This is a genomic window from Pseudomonas sp. PDM25, from assembly GCF_019219045.1.
Classification (GTDB): Bacteria; Pseudomonadota; Gammaproteobacteria; order Pseudomonadales; family Pseudomonadaceae; genus Aquipseudomonas.
In genome coordinates, this window is the sequence record NZ_JAHUWL010000002.1 from 506,650 (window position 1) to 525,903 (window position 19,254).

Here is a 19,254-nt window from a genome sequence, read left to right on the forward strand (position 1 = left end):
ATATAAAAACCCAGTAGTTACAGCGGTGCAGCATTTATGAAATCAGACCATTTAAGTGTGTAGTCTAGGACACCTTTTGCACTTTACACTTCGTGCCATGAAAAAATTCCAGGCGTGAGGAGTTCGCTAATTGACTGGATTTTTGACGTTGCTTGTTTGACGTTGCTTGATAGCGCTAATTGAATCGCCGTCTTTTTGGTACATACCCTGATCGGCGGTTTTTGACCGATTGTTGTCTGTTACCAAGGACAGGCATCGTACTTATGTGAATTTGGTATTAGTGCTATGTGATTAGCGCGGTTTATCGATTAATCGTTGAAAGGTAATTTGCTTCTCGGCGAAATCAAATCGAGAGCAAGCCATGATTCAGAAATTCATCCGCCAAAACATGCCCGCTGCTGCAAAGGCCGGCAGCCTTTGTTTCGCACTGGGTGCCAGTGCGTTGGTCAGCGCTGACGATCACGCCCCGCTGATCATCAAGGATCAGGGCAGCCTCATCGCCGGCGGTGGATTGATCACCCAACCGGGAACCTTCGACCCCTACAAACCGTTGATGCCTGATGGCCAGACCTATCATGGCGACCATGTGTATGCGTTCTATCAGGTTCCCGTCGACGCTCGTCCGCTGCCGATTCTCATGCTGCATGGCGCGGGGCAGTCCGCGAAGTCCTGGGAGACAACGGCCGATGGCCGTGAAGGGTTCCAGAACATTTTCCTGCGGCGAGGATTCTCCACGTACCTGATCGACCAGCCGCGCCGTGGCGATGCGGGACGCAGCCTGGTTGAAACGACGATCAAACCGGTGCCGGACGAGCAGCTGTGGTTCAACCAATTCCGCATCGGCCTGTGGCCCGAAAGTTTCAAGGACAGCCAGTTTCCTCGTGGGCCGGCAGCCCTTGAGCAGTTCTTTCGGTCGATGACGCCCAACACCGGGCCTTACGACATTGAGGTCGTCTCCAATGGCGTTTCCGCGCTATTGGAAAAGACCGGGCCGGCCATCTTGTTCACACATTCTCAGGGCGGCGGCCCCGGTTGGCTGACGGCGATCAAGAGCCGTAACGTGCGAGCCATCGTGGCATTCGAGCCGGGCAGCAGCTTCGTGTTTCCAGAGGGTGAGGTGCCCGCACCGATTGCCAGCGCGTTCGACACGCTCTCGGGTCAGGCCGTATCGGCGGAACAGTTCAAAGCACTGACCAACATCCCCATCGTTATTTTCTACGGCGACAACATCCCCGACCAACCGGTTCGGTTGCCGGCCCAGGACAGCTGGCGCGCGCGGCTCGAGATGGCGCGCCTGTGGCGCGATACGGTGAATCGCCATGGCGGTGACGTCAGGCTCGTACACCTGCCGGAGATCGGTATCAAGGGCAATAGTCACTTTCCTTTTTCGGACATGAACAACGTCGAGATCGCTGATCTGGTTTCGCAGTTTCTCGCTGAAAAAAATCTGGATTGACCAGGAGCGCGGCGATATCGGCCAGCCCTCTCACACACTTGAAATGTCAGGAGTATGCCTAATGATGCGAACTACGCTGAAGGCCACGTTGATGGCTGCCATGATCGGAATGTCGGGCGTCGAAGCCGAGGCGGCGGACTACAAGCAGAACCCATTCACGTTGACCTACGGTGGCGCGCTGACCAAGAACGAACCGGGCAAGGTCAACATCCACCCGGTCACCTACAAACTCAACGGTCTGGACATTGCCGCCAACGTATACACCCCGGCGAACTATGATGCGGCGAAAAAATACCCGGTCGTCGTCGTGGCGCACCCCAATGGTGGGGTGAAGGAACAGGTCGCGGGCCTGTATGCCCAGCGTCTGGCGGATCAGGGCTACATCACGATCACTGCGGATGCGGCGTATCAAGGGGCCAGTGGGGGTGAGCCGCGCAATGTGGACAAACCGACGCATCGCATTGAAGACATCCATGGCATGGCTGATTTCATTGCCCGCTATCCCGGCGTCGACAGCAAGCGCCTGGGCTTGCTCGGTATTTGCGGCGGTGGCGGTTATTCATTGGCGGCGGCGCAAACCGACAAGCGCTTCCAGTCAATTGCGACCTTGAGCATGTTCAACTCTGGGTTGGTTCGCCGTAATGGCTACCAGGATTCGCAGCTGTCGACGATTCAGGAACGCTTGCAGCAAGCGTCGGCGGCCCGGGCCCAGGAAGCGGCGGGGGGAGAAGTCCTCTACGTCGGTGATGCCAGGCTGACTGATGAACAGATCGCCAAGCTGCCGTTTGATCTGTATCGACAGGGCTTCGAGTACTACGGCAAGACCCACGCTCACCCTAACTCGACTTTCCGTTATACCCAGAGCAGCTTGATGGACCTGATGAGCTTCGATGCCACGGATCAGATCGAGCTGATCGACCAGCCATTGCTGATGATCGCTGGCAGCAAGGCCGACAGCCTGTACATGTCGCAACAAGCCTATGCCAAAGCCACCGGCACCCAGGACAAAACACTGTTCACCATCGATGGCGCGACCCATATCGAAACCTACTGGGTGCCTGCGTATGTGGACGTCGCCATGGACCAGTTGACCGCGTTTTACGCCAGAACGCTCTGACTTGAAGGGATACGTCCTCATGAAGAACACTTTGATAGGCATCGCGGTGTGTGCCGCGGCCCCCTTCGCCGACGCCGCCGGTGCAGACAATGCCAGTGAATCCCGCCGGACCGAGCAGCAGATCAGCCGGGCGGGCACTCAGGCTGCGGTTGCGGGACCTGCGGACTATTTCACCGGGCGAGTCCGCGTCGATCCTTTGTTTCCCGTCACGGACGAGATTAATGCTTCCGGCGCTTATGTCAGTTTCGAACCGGGCGCTCGCTCGGCCTGGCATACCCACCCCGCAGGACAGCGATTGGTAGTGACTTCTGGTGTGGGGCGGGTCCAGGAATGGGGCAAGCCGATGCAGGAAATCCACCCCGGCGACGTCATCGTCTGTCCTCCGGGCGTCAAGCACTGGCATGGCGCCGCTCCGGCGAGCGCCATGACGCACCTCGCCGTGACGGGGTCGGTGGATGGCAAGAGTGTGCAATGGCTGGAGAAAGTGACCGACGAGCAATACAACGCCCAAGGTTCGGTGGCACCGAAAGCCGAGCCTGCGAGCCAACCGGTGTCCGAGACGCTGTCCGCCAAGCAACAGGCCATCCCGTTGATGGCCGCCGCCATGGCCACGAGCAACATGTCCGGGCTCAATGCCGCGTTGAATCAGGGGCTGGATGCGGGCCTGACGGTCAGCGAGGCGAAGGAAATTCTGGTGCAACTCTACGCCTACAGCGGTTTTCCACGCAGTCTCAATGCGCTTGGCGAGCTGATGAACGTGGTCGAGGCACGCAAGCAACGTGGCATTCAGGACGATCCGGGGCGTGAGCCCGGTCGGGTCATTCCTGTCGGCGATGAACTCCTGGCGGCGGGCAAAGCCAATCAGACGCGAATCGCCGGTGCGCCGGTCCAGGGCCCGTTGTTCGACTTCGTTCCGGTCATCAACCAGTACTTGCAGGCGCATCTGTTCGGCGACATCTTCGAGCGCGATAACCTGGACTGGCAAAGTCGTGAGCTGGCCACCGTCGCTGCTTTGGCCGTCACTCCCGGTGTCGAGTCGCAACTGCGCTCGCACATGGCTGCCAGCCTGCGGGTCGGCCTGACGGCAGCGCAGTTACGTCAGCTGGTTCAGCTGCTGGCTGAGCAAGGTGATGCCGCTGCGGCCAAGCGTGCCGGTGAAGCGCTGGATCGCGTCCAGGCTGATCAACCCAAATAGCGCAGGGCTTCGCGCAGCAAGGTGAAGGCCGGTGAACTCTGGCGCCGGCTCGGATAATAGAGGTGGTAGCCAGAGAAGGGTTCGCACCAGTCTTTGAGCACGTGAACCAACCGACCTTGCGCTACATGCTCCAGGACCAGGTCCTCCGGCATATAGGCCAGTCCCAGTCCCTGAAGGGCCGCCTCCAGTCGCATGGCGATGTTGTTGAATACCAGTTGGCCTTCGACCCGCACTTTCAGCTCTTGCCCGTCTTTTTCGAACTCCCAGAGGAACAGGCCGCCGTAAGTCGGCATACGCAGGGTGATGCAGTTGTGCACCATGAGATCACTCGGGATGACCGGCCTTGGATATCGGGAGAAATAAGCCGGGGAGCCCACCACCGCCATGCGCATGTCAGGGCCGATGCGCATGGCGATCATGTCCTTGGCCACTTGCTGGCCCAGCCGTACGCCGGCGTCGAAACCCTCCGCCACGATGTCGGTAAGGCCATAGTCGACGATGATTTCGATATTCAGATCGGGATTATCGGGCAGCAGCTTCGCCAGCACCGGATGCAACAACGTGATCGCCGAGTGCTCACCTGCCGTGATGCGTAATTTGCCGGCCGGTTTGTCGCGGAACTCGCTGAGCAACGCCAGTTCACTGTCGATTTCTTCAAACCGGGGGGCGATAACCCGCAGCAGATGTTCGCCAGCTTCGGTGGGGGAGACACTTCGAGTGGTGCGAGCAAGCAACCTGACCCCCAATCGCTCCTCCAGCTGGCGCATGGCCCGGCTCAAGGCCGGTTGAGACATGCCGAGCCTGGCCGCCGCGCGGGTGAAACTACGCTCTTGGGCCACGGCCGAGAAGATCGCGAGTTGGTCGTAGCTTTCGACGGTCATTTATACGCCCCTGTAATAAACCGTCTGCGATTATGCCATCTGCGCGATAGATGGTCGATGCAACACAACATAAAAAGTTATGAGCTAATAACCGGTCGCTTATATCTGTTAACTCATTTTTATAGTGGCTTAGTTATAGGCTCGATCTTCTATCTTTAGAATAAATGGTGATTAGTCACAGCTGCTTTTATGTCTTTATGATTGGTCCCACAACAACTCGTGAGACAGGAAGTGGCTCGATGACAATTCAAATCAAACCCATTGCTGGTCGAATCGGTGCGCAACTGGAAGGGGTGAAATTGGGTGGAAACATCAGCGCTGAGCAATTCGAAGTTATTAACCAGGCGCTGCTGAAATATAAAGTGCTGTTCTTTCGCGACCAACATCTGGATGACGCCGAGCACGAAGCTTTTACCCGGCGTTTCGGTGATCAGGTACCGCATCCAACCGTACGTTCCGCCGAGCAAAGTGCCGCCATCCTGCACCTGGACGCCAAGGAAACCCGAGCCAATTCCTGGCACACCGATGTGACCTTTGTTGCTAATTATCCGAAGATTTCCATTTTGCGCGGTGTGGTTATTCCACCGTATGGCGGTGACACGGTGTGGGCCAATACCGCAGCGGCTTACAGCGACTTGCCCGAGCCATTAAAACAACTGGCAGACAGTTTGCGTGCGTTGCACACCAACGTATATGACTACGCGGCGCCCCGTAATACGGACGAGTCGGGCATCAAACGTTATCGCGAACAGTTCACCGCCGAAGTCTATGAGACCGAACACCCTTTGGTGCGAGTGCATCCAGAGTCGGGCGAAAGAAGTTTGTTGTTGGGACACTTTGTCAAACAGATTCAGGGCGTCAGCCATAGCGATTCGAAACAACTTATTCGCTTGTTCCACGACCGTATTACCCATGTCGACAACACCGTGCGCTGGCGCTGGCAGGAGGGCGACGTGGTGATCTGGGACAACCGCGCCACGCAGCACATCGCGATTAACGACTATGGCGATGCCCAACGAATCGTGCGCCGAACCACCATCGACGGTGATGTGCCGGTTGGCGTTGACGGTCGCTTGAGCCAAGCGCTCAAGCCAAGCCCGGAGACCCGCTCGCCGAAAACCGAAGCCGATAAAAAACACCTCGCTGCGTAACAAACGAGTCTCATCGACACAAGGAAGGTTTCTATATGGAACTCAAAGGCATCCCCCTGTTTCACAAAGGCCGCATCGCTGCAGCTTTGGCTGCGCTTCTTGCAATTCCCTTGGCGCAGGCCGATGTATTGCGCATTGGTGTAGCGACGGCCGGCGGCGGTGACCCGGTCACGTTCAGTGGCTCGACCTTGGGCATCGTGCGCAATCAGCAATTGCTGGAAAAGGCCTTCGCAGGTACCGGTACCGAAGTGCAATGGTTCTTTTTCAAGGGGGCTGGCCCCGCGGTAAACGAAGCCTTGTCGAACCAGCAACTTGATTTCGCCTACCAGGGCGATCTGCCCGCAGTCGTCGGGCGTTCCAATGGGCTGGACACCAAACTGCTGGCCGCACTGGGTGTACGTGCCAACCTTTACCTGGCCGTTCCCAAGGGCTCTGAGGTCAAAAGCATCGAAGACCTGAAAGGTAAAAAGGTGGCGGTCTTTCGTGGAACCAACGGCCATCTGGTGACGATCAATCTTTTGGCGGCGCATGGTCTGACCGAGCGCGATATCAAGGTCATCAACCTCGATACCGGAAGCACTCAGGCCGCATTGGTATCCAATGGCGTCGATGCCGCCTTCGGCGGCCGCGAATTGTTCAAGCTTCGCGATCAAGGACTGATCGACATCGTTTATGACAATCCGACTCAGGATGTGCGCTACACCCGGCAGACTGCACTGGTGGTTCGGGGGGCCTATGAGAAAGAACATCCGGACAACGTGCAAAAGGTTGTCGATACGCTGGTGGATGCGGCGAAATGGACTTCGGATGACAGCCATCGTGAGGCTGTCTTCACTGAATGGGCCAAGAGTAATGAACCCGCAGAATCACTCCGCGCCGACTTCACCGGCGTAAGCCTCAGGGACAAAGCCTCTCCTCTGGTCGACAACTTTTTGCTTGGTCGCTATCAGGCTGTGGCGGACCAGGCCAAGGAAGAAAAACTCATCCGTCGCCCCGTCAGCATCGATGGCTGGTTCGAGACGAGCTACTTGCAAAAATCCCTGAAAACCAAGGGGCTTGAAACCTACTGGACGCCCTATGGCCCGGATGGCAAGCAGCCGGCTGGCAATGCAGTAGCGGCCGCGACCAAGCAAGGGAGCTAGGCAAATGGCCAGGGCACAGACCGTCAGATTAGAGCCGTACGCGACGCCGGCATTACCGAGCGACAACGTCAAACGCTTGCCACCGTCACCGGCCCGTTCAGCACGCAAGGTAGAGGTGCAGCGCACGTCAGCCTGGTCCTTCAATCTGGGTGATAAAGCCTTGCCCTGGCTGCTGCCGCTGGTGTTGTTCGGCTTATGGTACTTGGGGGTGGAACGCGGTTGGCTTTCAGAGCAGGTGCTGCCACCGCCAGCCTACGTTTATCAAACCTTGTCAGACCTGGTCACCTCCGGTGACCTGTGGCTGAACGCCTCCGCCAGCTTGCAACGGGTGGTCGTCGGATTTGCGTTGGGTGCATTCGTCGGCATAGCGCTGGGCTTGGCCATGGGACTGTCCAGAACGGTAGAGGATTATCTGTTACCCACCTTCAACGCGTTGGTGCAAATACCGGTACTGGGCTGGTTGCCGTTTGCCTTGCTGCTGTTCGGCATCGGCGAGACGCTCAAGTATGTGCTGATTGCCAAGGCGGCCATGGTGCCGATCACGCTGTGTACGTTGCAGGCTTTCCACCAGGCGCCCAAAGGGCTGTTGGAGGTCGGCCGGGCCTACGGCTTCAGTCGTCGGCAAAGCGTCACCGCCATCGTCTTGCCGGCGGCTATTCCGACGCTATTCACGGGTTTGCGTCTGGGTTTCACCAAAGCCTGGTTATCGCTGGTCGTGGTTGAGTTGGTGGCATCGAGTGAGGGGCTGGGTTACCTGATTGTCTATGGGCGCCAGCTGTTTCAACTGGACCTGGTGATGGCGGCCGTTGTGGTGGTCGGTGCGCTCGGCCTGTTGATAGACCGCGGTTTCGACTACCTGGAACAACGCTTGAGTCGTGGTCGGCCAACGGCCGGGGGGCGACTGTCATGAGTGCGATCATGTTGGTCGGTAGCCGCAGCCGTCGATATCGAGGATGGGTCTTGCCCATTGCCGCCATTGCCGTGTGGTGGCTGGCTTCGAGCCAGGGCTGGAGCCAATCGGGCTTGCTCGTTTCGCCGGAAAAAGTCGCCACCACGGCCTGGGATCAAATTGCCTCGGGCAAATTCTGGCGGGCCATTTCTGCCAGCCTGGCGCGTAACCTCAGTGGCTTTTTTATCGGTACCACGCTCGGCCTGGTATTGGGTTGCCTGTTGGGCCTGTCGCGGTATTTCCAGCGTCTTGTCGGTCCGAGTTTCAATACCTTCAAACAAATCTCTCTGTTCGCCTGGATCCCGTTGATCTCGGTGTGGTTCGGCCTGGGCGATGTGGCCAAGGTCGTGTTCCTGTCACTGGCAGCGCTGGTGCCGGTGGTGGTGAATACCTGCGACGGTTTACACAATGTCCCACCCAACCTGTTGGAAGTGGCGCGGGTATACCGCTTCACCCGTTGGCAAACCATCGTCGGGGTCATGCTTCCCGCCGCCTTGCCGTCGATTTTCACCGGGATTTACCTGGCGCTGGTCTACTCCTGGCTGGCGACCATCGGTGCCGAATACCTGCTGGTATCGGGGGAGGGGATCGGTAACACGCTGATTGATGGCAGCGAACATTTCATGATGGACCTGGTGTTATTTGGAATGGTGGTGATCGGCCTGGTGGGCTGGGGCCTCAACGCATTGGCCCGGACACTTGAGCGGCGAATGCAGCGCCTGTACGGCATCGCTCCTCGTTGATTGGCACTTTCAAAAGGATTGCAACATGCTCAACAACAGCCTGACCCTGGAAAACATCAGCAAGCGTTTCGCTTCCCGACCGGGCAGTTCGACTCAATTACAAGTACTCGACAACATCCACCTCGACATCGCTCCGGGGGAGTTCATCAGCATCGTCGGTGCCAGCGGCTGCGGCAAATCCACGCTGTTGCGACTGATTCTTGGACTGGACGAAGAATACGACGGGCGCATCCTGCTGGATGGCAAACCCATCGAAGGCACTGGCCTGGAACGTGGCATCGTATTTCAGGATCACCGCTTGTTCCCCTGGCTCAATGTGGAGCAGAACGTCGCTGTCGGCCTCAAGAACTCACCCCAGAGCGCGGGGCAGAAACGCGACACCGTGCGCGAGCACATTGAACTGGTCGGCTTGCAAGACTTTATCGATGCCTACCCTCATCAGCTATCCGGCGGCATGGCACAACGCGTGGCCATAGCGCGCGGGTTGGTCAATCGTCCGAGTGTGCTGCTACTGGATGAACCGCTCGGGGCCCTCGATGCCTTGACCCGTGCGCGGCTGCAGGGCGAGCTGCAAAACATCTGGCTCAAGGAAAAAATCACCATGATCCTGGTCACCCACGATGTTGATGAGGCGGTATTCCTGGGTGACCGCGTGGTGGTAATGCAGCCCAACCCCGGCCGCATCCGGCGCATCCTCGACATCGATCTGCCGCGTTCACGCAACCGCAGTGACAGCCGCTTCATTGCCCTGCGCGACGATGTGCTGAGCGATTTTGCCGAGCTGCACTGAGACTCCGCGCCTGACGTCGCGCGCAGACTTGATGTTCACACTCAATTTTTTCAGGGAACGGGAAATGTCCGAACGCCAGCTCAGCCTCAACCTATTCATCTATCCGAACGGCCATCACGAAGCGGCCTGGCGTCACCCGCAGTCGGTGCCGGAATTGTCCATGGATATCGGCTATTACCAGCAACTGGCACTGCGCGCTGAACGCGAGAAACTCGATGCGATTTTCTTCGCCGATTCGCCGTCACTGGCTGAAAGCGGGCATGAGGGTTTGCGCATTCGTTTCGACCCCATCACCTGGCTGGCCGCGATTGCCGCAGTGACCCAACGCATAGGCCTGATCGCCACCGCCAGCACGACCTACAGCGAACCCTACAATCTGGCCCGCTCATTCAGTGCGCTGGACCACCTCAGCAAGGGTCGCGCCGGCTGGAACATCGTGACCACTTCCATGGCCGCAGCAGCCGCCAATTTTGGTCTGGACAAACATCCCTCGGCCTCTGACCGCTACGCTCAGGCCGAAGAATTCGTGCAGGTGGTCGGTGACCTGTGGGACAGCTGGGAGGACGATGCGCTGGTGCTGGACAAGACAGCCGGGGTGTTTGCCGATAGTGACAAGGTGCATGCGATCAACCACGTCGGTACCCACTACAAAGTAAAGGGCCCGTTCAACTCTCCGCGCTCACCACAGGGGCGGCCGGTGCAGGTGCAGGCTGGGTCTTCTGAAGATGGCCGTGATTTCGCCTCCAGGCATGCCGAAGCGATTTTCACCGCGCACCAGACCCTGCAAAGTGCGACAGAATTCGCCAACGATATCCGTGCCCGGGCGAAGGCGGCGGGGCGCGATCCTCGCCAGCTGAAAATTCTCCCGGGCATCAGCCCCTACATCGGTAGCACCGAAGCCGAAGCCCAGCGCAAGTTCGACGAGCTCAACGAACTGGTGCTGCCGCACATCTCGTTAGGTCAGCTACGCCGTCTGTTGGGCGTCGACCTGACCGGGCACGATCTGGATGCGCCGTTCCCGCGCCACCTGATCAACTTCGACAGCAGCGAAAGCCAGTCAAGCCGTTTCAAATTGATCATCGACATTGTCGACCGCGAGAAACCGACGCTGCGCCAACTGATCAATCGCCTGGCGGGTGCTCGTGGGCATTGGGTGCCGGTCGGTACGCCGGTGCAGATTGCAGACTTGATCGAGCAGTGGTTCCGCAGTGGTGCCGCCGATGGTTTCAACGTGATGCCGCCAGCATTCCCCGAAGGCTTTGAAGTGTTCCTCGATGAAGTGCTGCCGATACTGCGAAAGCGTGGCCTGTTCCGCAGTGAATACTCGGGCAGTACGCTGCGCGAGCATTACGGCTTGAATCGCCCGGCTTCGCGTTTTTCCCTGAAGTCCGCCTGATCGAGGGGCAGATCGGCCTGGCTGCAACCGGACTCAAAGCCGCCGCTTGCAGATCATCCTGGGCCGGTCACGCTCATTCCTGATCCATAACCTCGGTCACCCCCAGGTCCTCACCCAGGAACCCGCCACTCTGATGGTGCCACAGCCGCGCATAGAGGCCGTTCCTGGCGAGCAATTCGGTGTGGGTGCCCTGTTCGATGATGCGTCCGTCATCCATGACAATCAGTCGATCCATCGCCGCAATCGTGGACAGCCGATGGGCGATGGCGATGACGGTTTTGCCCTTCATCATTTCATCGAGGCTTTCCTGAATGGCCACTTCGACTTCCGAATCCAGCGCGCTGGTAGCCTCGTCAAGTAGCAGGATCGGGGCGTTCTTGAGCATCACCCGGGCAATCGCGACGCGCTGGCGCTGGCCGCCCGACAGCTTGATGCCGCGCTCGCCCACCAAGGTGTCGTAGCCGGTGTGACCTTGCCGGTCGCTCAGTTGGCTGATGAACTCATCGGCCTGGGCATTGGCCGCGGCACTGCGGATTTGTGCGTCGCTTGCATCGGGTCGGCCGTAGGCGATGTTGTCGCGAATGGAGCGGTGCAGCAGGGAAGTATCCTGGGTGACCATGCCGATGGCGCTACGCAGACTGTCTTGTGTCACGTGCGCAATGTCTTGCCCGTCAATGCGAATCTGCCCACTGTCGACATCATAGAAGCGCAGCAGCAAGTTGATGAGCGTGGATTTGCCCGCGCCGGAGCGGCCGACCAGGCCGATTTTTTCGCCCGGGCGAATGTTCAGGCTCAAGCCATCGAGCACCTGGCGTTCGCCACTGTAGTTGAAGCTCACATTGTCGAAGGTTACCGCGCCGCCGGAGGTCACCAGCACGCCTGCGTTCGGCGCATCCTGCACCTTGGGGCCGCGGGTCAGGGTTGTCATGCCATCCTGCACGGTGCCGATGCTCTCGAACAGCGAAGTCATTTGCCACATGATCCAGTGCGACATGCCGTTGATACGCAACGCCATGGCGGTAATCGCCGCCACGGCGCCGGTGCCGACTTCGCCCAGGTGCCACAGCCAAAGTGCATAACCGCCGGCTGCCATGATCAGCGCCACCACCAACGCCTGGTTAACGATCTCGAATTGGCTGACCAGGCGCATCTGGCGATAACCGGTCCGCTTGAAATCCTCCATGGCCGCGCGCGCGAAGTGCGCTTCACGATTGGAATGGGAGAACAGTTTCACTGTCGTGATGTTGGTGTAGGCGTCAGAGATACGTCCGGTCATCGAGGAACGCGCATGGGCCTGTTCCTGTCCGACCTTCCCCAAGCGGGGCACGAAGTACAGCATGGCCAGCCCGAACAACACGATCCAGGCAATGAAAGGCAGCATCAGTTTCAGTGCGAAGCCGCCGGCCAGCGCGATGATCGCGATGAAATACACCCCGATGCCGGGTGCGATCTCGATAAGGGTGAACAGCACGTCGCGCACGGCCAGCGCAGTCTGCATCACCTTGGTGGTGACCCGGCCGGAGAACTCATCGGAAAAGAACGAAAGGCTTTGCCGCAGCATCAGGCGGTGGAAGTCCCAACGCAGCCGCAACGGCAGATTAATCGCCAATATCTGGTGCTGCACCATGGTACGCAACGCCACCAGCCCGATGCTCGCCACCATGACGATGCCCATGCCCCACAACACGCGACTTTCCTGCGCCGCCGCATCACCACCGGCTTGCCAGGTCGAGAGCAGATCCACGACCTGACCAAGGAAAGAAAACAGCCAGGCTTCGTAGATCGACACAGCGGCACTGAGCAGCGCAAACGCGAGAATATAGCCGCGGGCGCCCCGTGTGCACGCCCAAAGGAACCGAGCCAGGCCTTCGGGTGGTGGAGGGACTTCGTCGGGCGGGAAGGGGTCGAGTCTTTGTTCAAATGCGCGAAGCATGGTGGTCTCCGAAACGATCAAGTGAAGGAGAGTCTGCCATTTAAACGTTGCTTTGAGGGTTATGTGGGTTGGCGGGGCCAAGAGGGGCGCTCTCGGAGCGCCGTTCTTGACCCGAAGCGGTCAGCCAGGGCGAGTGATTATCCGTGTGTTTTCTTCAGTCCTTTCAAGCGCACATTCGCCCTTTGCACAGCGGCCATTTTTTCAGGCCGCTTCATGCGTTTCCACTTTCTGATGTCTTCCTTGCTTCGTCCGCAACTCACACACAGATCACCACTCAGCTGGCAAACGGAGATGCAGGGATTTTCGATTTCTTTAGCCATTGTCAGTTACCTTTGGCCCACACGTGATTGAGTCAGGCGATTGAGGCGCGCAATCATGCCAGTCGAAACTCGACCGTCAGATGACTGACTTCGTGAACCGGTTTGAGACGTTCACGAATGCTGTCGGCGCTAGCAGTGGCCTCACCCAGGACGCTGACGATGGCTGCATGCGCTTGCGGTCCAACACGCCAGACGTGCAAGTCCGTGATGGTGGCATCCCCCAGTTTCTCGACCAGTTCGCGGATTTCCTCGGCAACGTGCGCATCGGTCTGATCCAGCAATACACCTGCTGTAACCCCCATCAAGGTCCATGCCCAACGCGCGATAACGATGGCGCCGACGATGCCCATGACCGGGTCCAGCCAAACCCAACCCAGATACCGGCCGGCGAGCAGCGCAGCAATGGCCAGAACCGAAGTCAGCGCGTCCGCGACGATGTGGACGTAGGCCGATTTCAGGTTGTTGTCGTTCCCGTGATGGGCATGGCCATGATCATCATGATCGTGCCCATGACTGTGCCCGTGACCCAGCAGAAGGGCGCTGACAATGTTGACGACCAAACCGGCAATCGCGATGAGCGTAGCGGTGCCGAACTGAACTTCCGTCGGCTGCAAGAGGCGCATGACAGACTCAACGCCAATCCCCAGGGAGACCATACCGAGAATCAGCGCCGAGGCGAACCCGCCCAAGTCTCCAACCTTTCCGGTACCGAAACTGTAGCGCTGGCTGAAAGCATGACGTTTTGCGTATCCGTAGGCGGCCGCCGCGATGCCCAATGCGCCGGCATGGGTCGCCATATGAAAGCCATCGGCCAGTAACGCCATCGAGCCAGTTATATAGCCGGCGGTGATCTCGCCAATCATCATCACAACGGTCAGTGCCACAACCCAAAGCGTACGCTTGGCATTTTCGTCGTGCGCTGAGCCAAGGAACACATGGTCATGTGAGTGGTGGTTGATGGTGCTGCTCATCCTGAGTGTGTCCCTGGACGCGTTCACTTGGAGTAACGGCGAATGGCTTCAAGAAGCTCTTCGACGCCTTTGTTACGCTCTTCTTCGCTGAGCGCAGGGTTCGCAACATGCTCCCGGGCATGCTCTTCGATGATTTCCTCCATCAAGCCGTTGATAGCCCCACGAGTGGCGGCAACAAGGTGCAGTGTTTTGGCGCAATCGAGATCCGATTCCAATGCCCGTTCAACGGCCTGGATTTGTCCGGCGATACGTTTTACGCGTTTGAGAAGATCGTCTTTATTTGCTGCGATATGACCCATGGGATACCCCCCCTACCTATGTGTTGCGCATAATAGGCATACCCCCTATACCTATGCAAGGTTGGAAGGCGGAGAGATCATCTACGACCCTTGGCAGGAAAGAGAGGCTTCAATTGTGAGGGGTAACGCCAGAGGAGCTGGAATGTCCGCTCCTGGCAGATTACTGCCTGTTATGATTGGCCGACATCGACTCACTAGGGCCAGTTGTAATAGGTAGTAATCAACCCATACCCAACACCCCAGCCATGAGAGTGCAAACTGTATGGCACCCAAATCTGTGGAGAAAATCGCCATGCAAGCAAGGAAGGAGCAAAGCATTTGTGAATGGCAGGGGGTTACCCCAGATCGACCACAACCTGGGTCAAAAATCGGAATAGCGTTAGGGACTCTGGGGCTTCGATAATAAGAAAATCACAGCCCCGATTACCCCGGCAACCTAGCTTTTATATCCCGGCGGAACCGAGAAAATCTCAGCTTCAGGCGAAGCTAGGTCGGCAACACCATTGGTGTTAAGGGCCTGCGCGGCCGCCACCGTATTTAGGGACTCGCGAAGCAGCTTGATTTTGCCGTTCTCGGCGACAAGTCGTCCCGCGAACAGGTGATGGATCAGACGCCCAGTGGCCGCCGCGCGAGCATCTGTCAAATACTCGGCGTACACCTGATTCCCCGTATCTATCAGTACAGTGATGTTTTCGGGTTTGAACCCGAAGCCAGGGTAAAGGGTGCCGCCGACAAAATCGTAAAATTTTGCGATGGCTTCCCGCCCCTGATGACGGCTTGGGATACCAAGCGAATGCAGGAATGGAAGTTCCAGCACTCCGTCTTCAGCGAACAGCTTGGCACATTTCTTACCATCAGGAGCTGCGGCAAGTAAATCCAACAGTAGGGTCTTTGCATCTGTCATAGCAAACTTACTCGATAAATTAGTGAGCGCGCGTAGGACGGCGCTATTGAATCAGTTCGGAAAACTATCACCGAACATGGGTAGTCCGCTCTTGGATCCGTCGCGCGTGGCTTCGTCCTGAATTACGTCCCAATGCTCAGCGAGCTGGCCGTTTTCGATCCGCACTATGTCGACAACAATCCAGTTTACTGGCGCGCCGAATCCTGAAAAACGGCCATGAAGCACTACATAATCGCCCGACGCCACAGCCAGTGCATTTTCGTAGCGAAACTCAGCGGGCGCTGCCTTAACCAGTTCAAAAAGGCCCTCACGACCTGGTGCGATGTAGGCACTGTGCTGGATGTAGTCGGGCGACCAGAAGCGTTCTGCTGCGGTATAGTCGCGCTTGTTGAACAGCGTCTCAAACGCTTCCAATACGAAATGCTTATTCTGCTCTTCGTGGTTCATTGCTTGCCCTTCTCTATGATTTCAATGGATATAAAATATAAACAATCAAATAGTTTTGCATTCTTGAGCCGAGCGCTCAGTGCGGCCCGACTGAAAGGTGGTATTTCCCTTATCGCGCCACTATCTAAGGGCTACTCTGCTCGTAAGCGCGTTGAGACAATCTCCGTTTAACATCTCATCCAACGGAACTTGTACGTCGCGCAGCAACTTGGGCTCGTCCCCCTTTTGGGGTAGGACGCCCCGTAACCAAGTGACGCCCGCCACGCTCGGCGTCACGGCCCCCAGAGTGAGCTCTTCCCCGGCATTGCCTTTGCTAAACCCAAAAGGATAGTCAGGGAAGCTGGCTATCGGTTTGGGCCGCCCAGATGTAGCGGGTTTGTAACTTCCCACATTGCTGGTTGACCTCGTTTGAGATTCCTAGGCTAAGGCAACATGCGCAGTCCTTAAATAGATATAATCAGAAAACTATTTTGTCGAAAAGACAATGATGGAAAGGGTCGTACTGATGGACAAATTGCGCGCACTCAAATACTTCATCAAGGTTGCTGATACCTTAAGCTTCACCGAAGCGGGCAGAGCTTTCGATGTGCCAGCCTCCTCAATATCCCGGCGAATCGCGGAGCTTGAAAATTCTGTCGGGGCGGTGCTCCTCCATCGCACGACTCGAAGCGTCAGCCTCACCGAAGTGGGAGAAACGTATCTGGCACAGGTTCGTTCAGGGATGGCACAGCTGGCTGCCGCCGAAGAGCTTTTGAAAGATCAAGCAAGCCGGCCCAGCGGTACGCTACGCATCAGTTGTACGCCAAGCTACGGGCGGATGAAGCTGCTGCCTGTGCTTCAGGATTTCAGCGACATTTATCCAGACGTCCTCCTTGACGTGGATTTAAGTGACGAACTACAGGATCTCGGTGGCGATAAATACGACATTGCTCTCCGAGCCGGTTCTGAACCAGAGAATCGGGTGGTAGCGCGTCGACTCGACCCGAATATCTTCATCCTCGCTGCCTCTACAACCTACTTGGCAACTCGTGGCACGCCAAGGACGGTAGAAGACTTAAAAGGCCACTCGGCACTCATGTATCGTGGCTCAAAGAGTGTCCTCAAATGGCTTGGTTTTGATGGCAAGAACTGGATAACCCCTCGGATTGTTCCAACATTCATTAGCAATGACGTAGCCTCTTTGACTGCCATGGCATGCAAGCACCGTGGGATGGTGCTGTTGCCTGAGTGGAGCTTGCGCGAATACCTGCAGCGGGGGGAATTGGTCACTGTAGACCTTAGTCAGCCGGTTGGGATCTCGCGGACCGAGGTCGGGATCTACATGCTTTACCTGCAATCCCGCTATCTGATCCCGAAAATCCGACTAGCAGTGGAGTTTATCTACCAGCGCTTGGCCCAACGAAACGATGATGGCAGCCTTAAGTGAGTGGCAGCTAAGGGTCGATTTCAGTCTGTCGCGACCGGCTGATAACGACCCAAAGCGGTCAAATCACTAAACGCATGTTCCACCGACAAAGAATGGGATTCGCTGAATTTCCGCCTCGCTCATTACTCGCCAATCATTTGGCAAAATACCGTACTCGAACTCGGCGCTTTCTAGTGCCTCATCCAATCCAAGCATCAAGTGGTCGCCTTCAATTTTGAGTTTTCCGTAGTCCTTAAAGCGTATCTCCAGATACACCAGGCCATTGTCTTCGGCCTTCAGGCCGAAAAGCACGATAGCGGTAACGTCAGGCCGGAAATTGCTGATTTTCCTTACATAAGCAAATAGGTGACTTGTGGGCTGGGGCATGGCGTCGGCCGCATCTATTGATGGTGGGTTACGGCATTTTATATGACTGCTCCTTGGTGTCGGCTCAGCACAACCTCTCGCGCACAGCCCTCAACACCGCTTCGATGTGCCAGGTTTCGACGCCGATGGCGACTGCGTCGCCGGCATCAAGCACTAACTCGATTTGGGTGGTTATGCCTTGTTCGAGAAGCAGTCGCTGCGCGTCTTCAAGAAGCCTGCGTTTACCTGTGAGCCAAAGTCGTTGTATGTCCGTCAGCAACGCAAGGGTTTGCGGGTAGGTGCACTGCAGTTTTCGACGCAAATTGACCAGCGCCGGTTTGTCGCCTCGGTCAATTGCCGGGGTCAGTACATACTGGTTGCCCGACGCTGCCTCCAGGTCGTATTTGTCTTGCAGATACTCATCGACACTCATGCAACTGACGACCGTCTCACGCTCGCCCGTAATGACGTTGATCAAGTGCGCGTTAACACCAACGTAGCAGAACTCCGTCATTCCGTGGACGACGTAATCCTCACTGTTACTGCGAATAACCCAATAATCACCGTTGGCGGAAAGCTCACATGACTGAATGACAAAATGCTCAGGTTTGCCATCTCTCATGACGCCGTCAAACAGGCCAAGCACGATTTCGCAGGCCTGCTCTGCGGTTAGCACGGCGTTGATCTCTGTCACGCTTTGCCAAAGCCAAACAATGAACGCAGCCAGCCTGCCGACTTCCGTTCATAGAAGGGTGCTGTTTGCTTTAGGAAGTAATCGCTAAGGCCTGATTCCCCTTCGTGAACGCGATAGAGGTCAACGGGTTCGCCATCCGGAGCGGTATCCCCGGCAACGTTACCGGCTTCGCGCATGACCAGTTCAATATCTCCGCCCGCTTCAATACCAATGATCAGATGAGGCTTTTGATCAGACGATACGTCATGCATCAACGCCAGAAACGCACGCTTTACGTTGCGATGTTTGGCGAGTAATTGTGTGAGCGAATTGACCATCTTCGACGGATATTGCGACGGCTGTCCGAGCAGCACTTTGGTGTCTTTTTCGACCATGCGCTGCACTGGCTTTTGGCCGATCTCGTCGGAGAGCAGATGGCGCACTTCCTCCGGGAAAAACTCTTTCCCGTAAGGAGACTTTGGATTGAGGAAAAGAGGGGTGCCCAGTGTGATTTCAAACAGCGATCTGGCCGAGATCTCTATGTAGGACTCTTCGCTATCCATGGATCTTTGTAGTGTTTGCAACGAAAAAAAAAACGGGATGACAGCGGAGCCGTCGGGCTTTTGCCAATGCGCGATGCTGATGTTGCTACCAGCCTCGAGGTTGATTTGACCTTCGCCAGCGCCGGCAGTGCCAAGGACGTAGATAGTGGAATTCAACAGAGTCTTGAAAAAGTCAGGTCGATGGGCCGGTTCATCCGCCGCCAGCCTGAGTGATTTTTCGAGGGTGTTTTCTTGCTTGGTATCCATGATGTCCATCGGCAGTTCCATCAAAACAGACAAAAAGTGAGCGGCAAAGAGCGCGCAGTTTTTCACGCAACTGTGAAAACAGGAAGAACAGGAGGCTAATAAATCTGAAGCATACGGAGAGTCACCCTGAACGGTTTCCAAGGAGAGCTCGTCCATATCAGTGGTGGAATGAAGAGCCAAATGCGGTTCGCCTCGAAGGGCTGCTTCTGGCCGATTGCTGCCTGTCATAAGGTGCAGCAAACGACCCGAAGCAGCCTTGATGTCTGTTTGTTGTCGCCATATGTTATTGGCATTCATGGAGGATTCT

At 56.9% G+C, this 19,254-nt stretch carries 20 protein-coding genes; 10 read left to right on the plus strand and 10 right to left on the minus strand.

The genetic code is table 11. The features are described 5' to 3' along the window. Nucleotides 1–361 precede the first annotated feature (361 nt). The 3 genes from KW848_RS04860 (at nucleotide 362) to KW848_RS04870 (ending at nucleotide 3,768) form a co-directional block, all read left to right on the plus strand. Nucleotides 362–1,456: an alpha/beta fold hydrolase gene (locus KW848_RS04860; protein ID WP_192410640.1), complete on the plus strand. Its 1,095-nt coding sequence runs from the start codon at nucleotides 362–364 to the stop codon at nucleotides 1,454–1,456. A gap of 61 nt (nucleotides 1,457–1,517) precedes the next feature. After that, entirely contained in the window at nucleotides 1,518–2,573 is a 1,056-nt protein-coding gene (locus KW848_RS04865; protein WP_218536085.1) for an alpha/beta hydrolase, read from the plus strand. A gap of 19 nt (nucleotides 2,574–2,592) precedes the next feature. After that, a complete protein-coding gene (locus KW848_RS04870) occupies nucleotides 2,593–3,768 on the plus strand; it encodes a carboxymuconolactone decarboxylase family protein (protein WP_192410642.1) in 1,176 nt (391 codons plus the stop codon). On the opposite strand, the gene KW848_RS04875 is transcribed toward KW848_RS04870, so the two are convergent. Next, nucleotides 3,756–4,649: a LysR family transcriptional regulator gene (locus tag KW848_RS04875; protein WP_218536087.1), complete on the minus strand. Its 894-nt coding sequence runs from the start codon at nucleotides 4,647–4,649 to the stop codon at nucleotides 3,756–3,758. The two genes, KW848_RS04870 and KW848_RS04875, sit on opposite strands and share 13 nt — an antisense overlap. 239 nt (nucleotides 4,650–4,888) lie before the next feature. Between KW848_RS04875 and KW848_RS04880 the strand changes: the two genes are divergently transcribed. From KW848_RS04880 to KW848_RS04905, 6 genes are all read left to right on the plus strand, one after another. Beyond that, nucleotides 4,889–5,800 (plus strand): TauD/TfdA family dioxygenase, encoded by a 912-nt coding sequence (locus KW848_RS04880; protein ID WP_218536090.1) that lies wholly within the window; start codon nucleotides 4,889–4,891, stop codon nucleotides 5,798–5,800. A gap of 35 nt (nucleotides 5,801–5,835) precedes the next feature. Then, complete coding sequence (locus tag KW848_RS04885; protein ID WP_218536093.1) at nucleotides 5,836–6,942, plus strand: ABC transporter substrate-binding protein; 1,107 nt, start codon at nucleotides 5,836–5,838, stop codon at nucleotides 6,940–6,942. 4 nt (nucleotides 6,943–6,946) lie between these two features. After that, a complete protein-coding gene (locus KW848_RS04890) occupies nucleotides 6,947–7,852 on the plus strand; it encodes an ABC transporter permease (RefSeq protein ID WP_218536096.1) in 906 nt (301 codons plus the stop codon). Next, entirely contained in the window at nucleotides 7,849–8,634 is a 786-nt protein-coding gene (locus KW848_RS04895) for an ABC transporter permease (protein ID WP_218536098.1), read from the plus strand. The genes KW848_RS04890 and KW848_RS04895 overlap by 4 nt, the downstream gene beginning before the upstream one ends. A 25-nt stretch (nucleotides 8,635–8,659) precedes the next feature. Next, a complete protein-coding gene (locus tag KW848_RS04900) occupies nucleotides 8,660–9,424 on the plus strand; it encodes an ABC transporter ATP-binding protein (RefSeq protein ID WP_192410648.1) in 765 nt (254 codons plus the stop codon). Between the two features lie 64 nt (nucleotides 9,425–9,488). Next, on the plus strand, nucleotides 9,489–10,820 hold the full coding sequence (locus tag KW848_RS04905; RefSeq protein ID WP_218536101.1) for an LLM class flavin-dependent oxidoreductase: 1,332 nt from the start codon (nucleotides 9,489–9,491) through the stop codon (nucleotides 10,818–10,820). 73 nt (nucleotides 10,821–10,893) lie between these two features. Here KW848_RS04905 and KW848_RS04910 read toward each other — a convergent pair whose 3' ends face one another. The 6 genes from KW848_RS04910 to KW848_RS04935 all read right to left on the minus strand — a co-directional run bounded on the left by KW848_RS04910 (nucleotide 10,894) and on the right by KW848_RS04935 (nucleotide 15,694). Next, on the minus strand, nucleotides 10,894–12,753 hold the full coding sequence (locus KW848_RS04910) for an ABC transporter ATP-binding protein (RefSeq protein WP_218536103.1): 1,860 nt from the start codon (nucleotides 12,751–12,753) through the stop codon (nucleotides 10,894–10,896). A 137-nt stretch (nucleotides 12,754–12,890) separates the two neighbouring features. Then, a complete protein-coding gene (locus KW848_RS04915; RefSeq protein WP_081757405.1) occupies nucleotides 12,891–13,073 on the minus strand; it encodes a DUF1289 domain-containing protein in 183 nt (60 codons plus the stop codon). A 53-nt stretch (nucleotides 13,074–13,126) separates the two neighbouring features. After that, nucleotides 13,127–14,044, minus strand: coding sequence for a CDF family Co(II)/Ni(II) efflux transporter DmeF (gene dmeF, locus KW848_RS04920; RefSeq protein ID WP_218536106.1), 918 nt, complete (start codon nucleotides 14,042–14,044; stop codon nucleotides 13,127–13,129). 23 nt (nucleotides 14,045–14,067) lie between these two features. Then, on the minus strand, nucleotides 14,068–14,343 hold the full coding sequence (locus KW848_RS04925) for a metal/formaldehyde-sensitive transcriptional repressor (RefSeq protein ID WP_069900955.1): 276 nt from the start codon (nucleotides 14,341–14,343) through the stop codon (nucleotides 14,068–14,070). 436 nt (nucleotides 14,344–14,779) lie between these two features. Further along, nucleotides 14,780–15,247 carry a nuclear transport factor 2 family protein gene (locus KW848_RS04930; protein ID WP_218536108.1) on the minus strand — a complete coding sequence of 156 codons (468 nt, stop codon included), beginning with the start codon at nucleotides 15,245–15,247 and terminating at the stop codon, nucleotides 14,780–14,782. Between the two features lie 51 nt (nucleotides 15,248–15,298). After that, nucleotides 15,299–15,694: a nuclear transport factor 2 family protein gene (locus KW848_RS04935; protein WP_218536110.1), complete on the minus strand. Its 396-nt coding sequence runs from the start codon at nucleotides 15,692–15,694 to the stop codon at nucleotides 15,299–15,301. A gap of 505 nt (nucleotides 15,695–16,199) precedes the next feature. Here KW848_RS04935 and KW848_RS04940 point away from each other — a divergent pair. Beyond that, on the plus strand, nucleotides 16,200–17,120 hold the full coding sequence (locus tag KW848_RS04940; protein WP_185019909.1) for a LysR family transcriptional regulator: 921 nt from the start codon (nucleotides 16,200–16,202) through the stop codon (nucleotides 17,118–17,120). A gap of 66 nt (nucleotides 17,121–17,186) precedes the next feature. Here KW848_RS04940 and KW848_RS04945 read toward each other — a convergent pair whose 3' ends face one another. From KW848_RS04945 to sseB, 3 genes are all read right to left on the minus strand, one after another. After that, entirely contained in the window at nucleotides 17,187–17,486 is a 300-nt protein-coding gene (locus tag KW848_RS04945; protein ID WP_218536112.1) for a hypothetical protein, read from the minus strand. Nucleotides 17,487–17,550: 64 nt separating this feature from the next. Beyond that, complete coding sequence (locus KW848_RS04950) at nucleotides 17,551–18,159, minus strand: hypothetical protein (RefSeq protein ID WP_218536114.1); 609 nt, start codon at nucleotides 18,157–18,159, stop codon at nucleotides 17,551–17,553. Beyond that, nucleotides 18,156–19,244, minus strand: a complete 1,089-nt coding sequence (gene sseB, locus KW848_RS04955) for an enhanced serine sensitivity protein SseB (protein WP_256365027.1) — start codon at nucleotides 19,242–19,244, stop codon at nucleotides 18,156–18,158. The genes KW848_RS04950 and sseB overlap by 4 nt, the downstream gene beginning before the upstream one ends. Nucleotides 19,245–19,254 lie beyond the last annotated feature (10 nt).

Bases quoted from the DNA above. Each gene is read 5' to 3' on its own strand.
- KW848_RS04860 (WP_192410640.1), top strand. From the start codon at position 362: ATGATTCAGAAATTCATCCGCCAAAACATGCCCGCTGCTGCAAAGGCC.
- KW848_RS04865 (WP_218536085.1), top strand. From the start codon at position 1,518: ATGATGCGAACTACGCTGAAGGCCACGTTGATGGCTGCCATGATCGGA.
- KW848_RS04870 (WP_192410642.1), top strand. From the start codon at position 2,593: ATGAAGAACACTTTGATAGGCATCGCGGTGTGTGCCGCGGCCCCCTTC.
- KW848_RS04875 (WP_218536087.1), bottom strand. From the start codon at position 4,649: ATGACCGTCGAAAGCTACGACCAACTCGCGATCTTCTCGGCCGTGGCC.
- KW848_RS04880 (WP_218536090.1), top strand. From the start codon at position 4,889: ATGACAATTCAAATCAAACCCATTGCTGGTCGAATCGGTGCGCAACTG.
- KW848_RS04885 (WP_218536093.1), top strand. From the start codon at position 5,836: ATGGAACTCAAAGGCATCCCCCTGTTTCACAAAGGCCGCATCGCTGCA.
- KW848_RS04890 (WP_218536096.1), top strand. From the start codon at position 6,947: ATGGCCAGGGCACAGACCGTCAGATTAGAGCCGTACGCGACGCCGGCA.
- KW848_RS04895 (WP_218536098.1), top strand. From the start codon at position 7,849: ATGAGTGCGATCATGTTGGTCGGTAGCCGCAGCCGTCGATATCGAGGA.
- KW848_RS04900 (WP_192410648.1), top strand. From the start codon at position 8,660: ATGCTCAACAACAGCCTGACCCTGGAAAACATCAGCAAGCGTTTCGCT.
- KW848_RS04905 (WP_218536101.1), top strand. From the start codon at position 9,489: ATGTCCGAACGCCAGCTCAGCCTCAACCTATTCATCTATCCGAACGGC.
- KW848_RS04910 (WP_218536103.1), bottom strand. From the start codon at position 12,753: ATGCTTCGCGCATTTGAACAAAGACTCGACCCCTTCCCGCCCGACGAA.
- KW848_RS04915 (WP_081757405.1), bottom strand. From the start codon at position 13,073: ATGGCTAAAGAAATCGAAAATCCCTGCATCTCCGTTTGCCAGCTGAGT.
- dmeF (WP_218536106.1), bottom strand. From the start codon at position 14,044: ATGAGCAGCACCATCAACCACCACTCACATGACCATGTGTTCCTTGGC.
- KW848_RS04925 (WP_069900955.1), bottom strand. From the start codon at position 14,343: ATGGGTCATATCGCAGCAAATAAAGACGATCTTCTCAAACGCGTAAAA.
- KW848_RS04930 (WP_218536108.1), bottom strand. From the start codon at position 15,247: ATGACAGATGCAAAGACCCTACTGTTGGATTTACTTGCCGCAGCTCCT.
- KW848_RS04935 (WP_218536110.1), bottom strand. From the start codon at position 15,694: ATGAACCACGAAGAGCAGAATAAGCATTTCGTATTGGAAGCGTTTGAG.
- KW848_RS04940 (WP_185019909.1), top strand. From the start codon at position 16,200: ATGGACAAATTGCGCGCACTCAAATACTTCATCAAGGTTGCTGATACC.
- KW848_RS04945 (WP_218536112.1), bottom strand. From the start codon at position 17,486: ATGCCCCAGCCCACAAGTCACCTATTTGCTTATGTAAGGAAAATCAGC.
- sseB (WP_256365027.1), bottom strand. From the start codon at position 19,244: ATGAATGCCAATAACATATGGCGACAACAAACAGACATCAAGGCTGCT.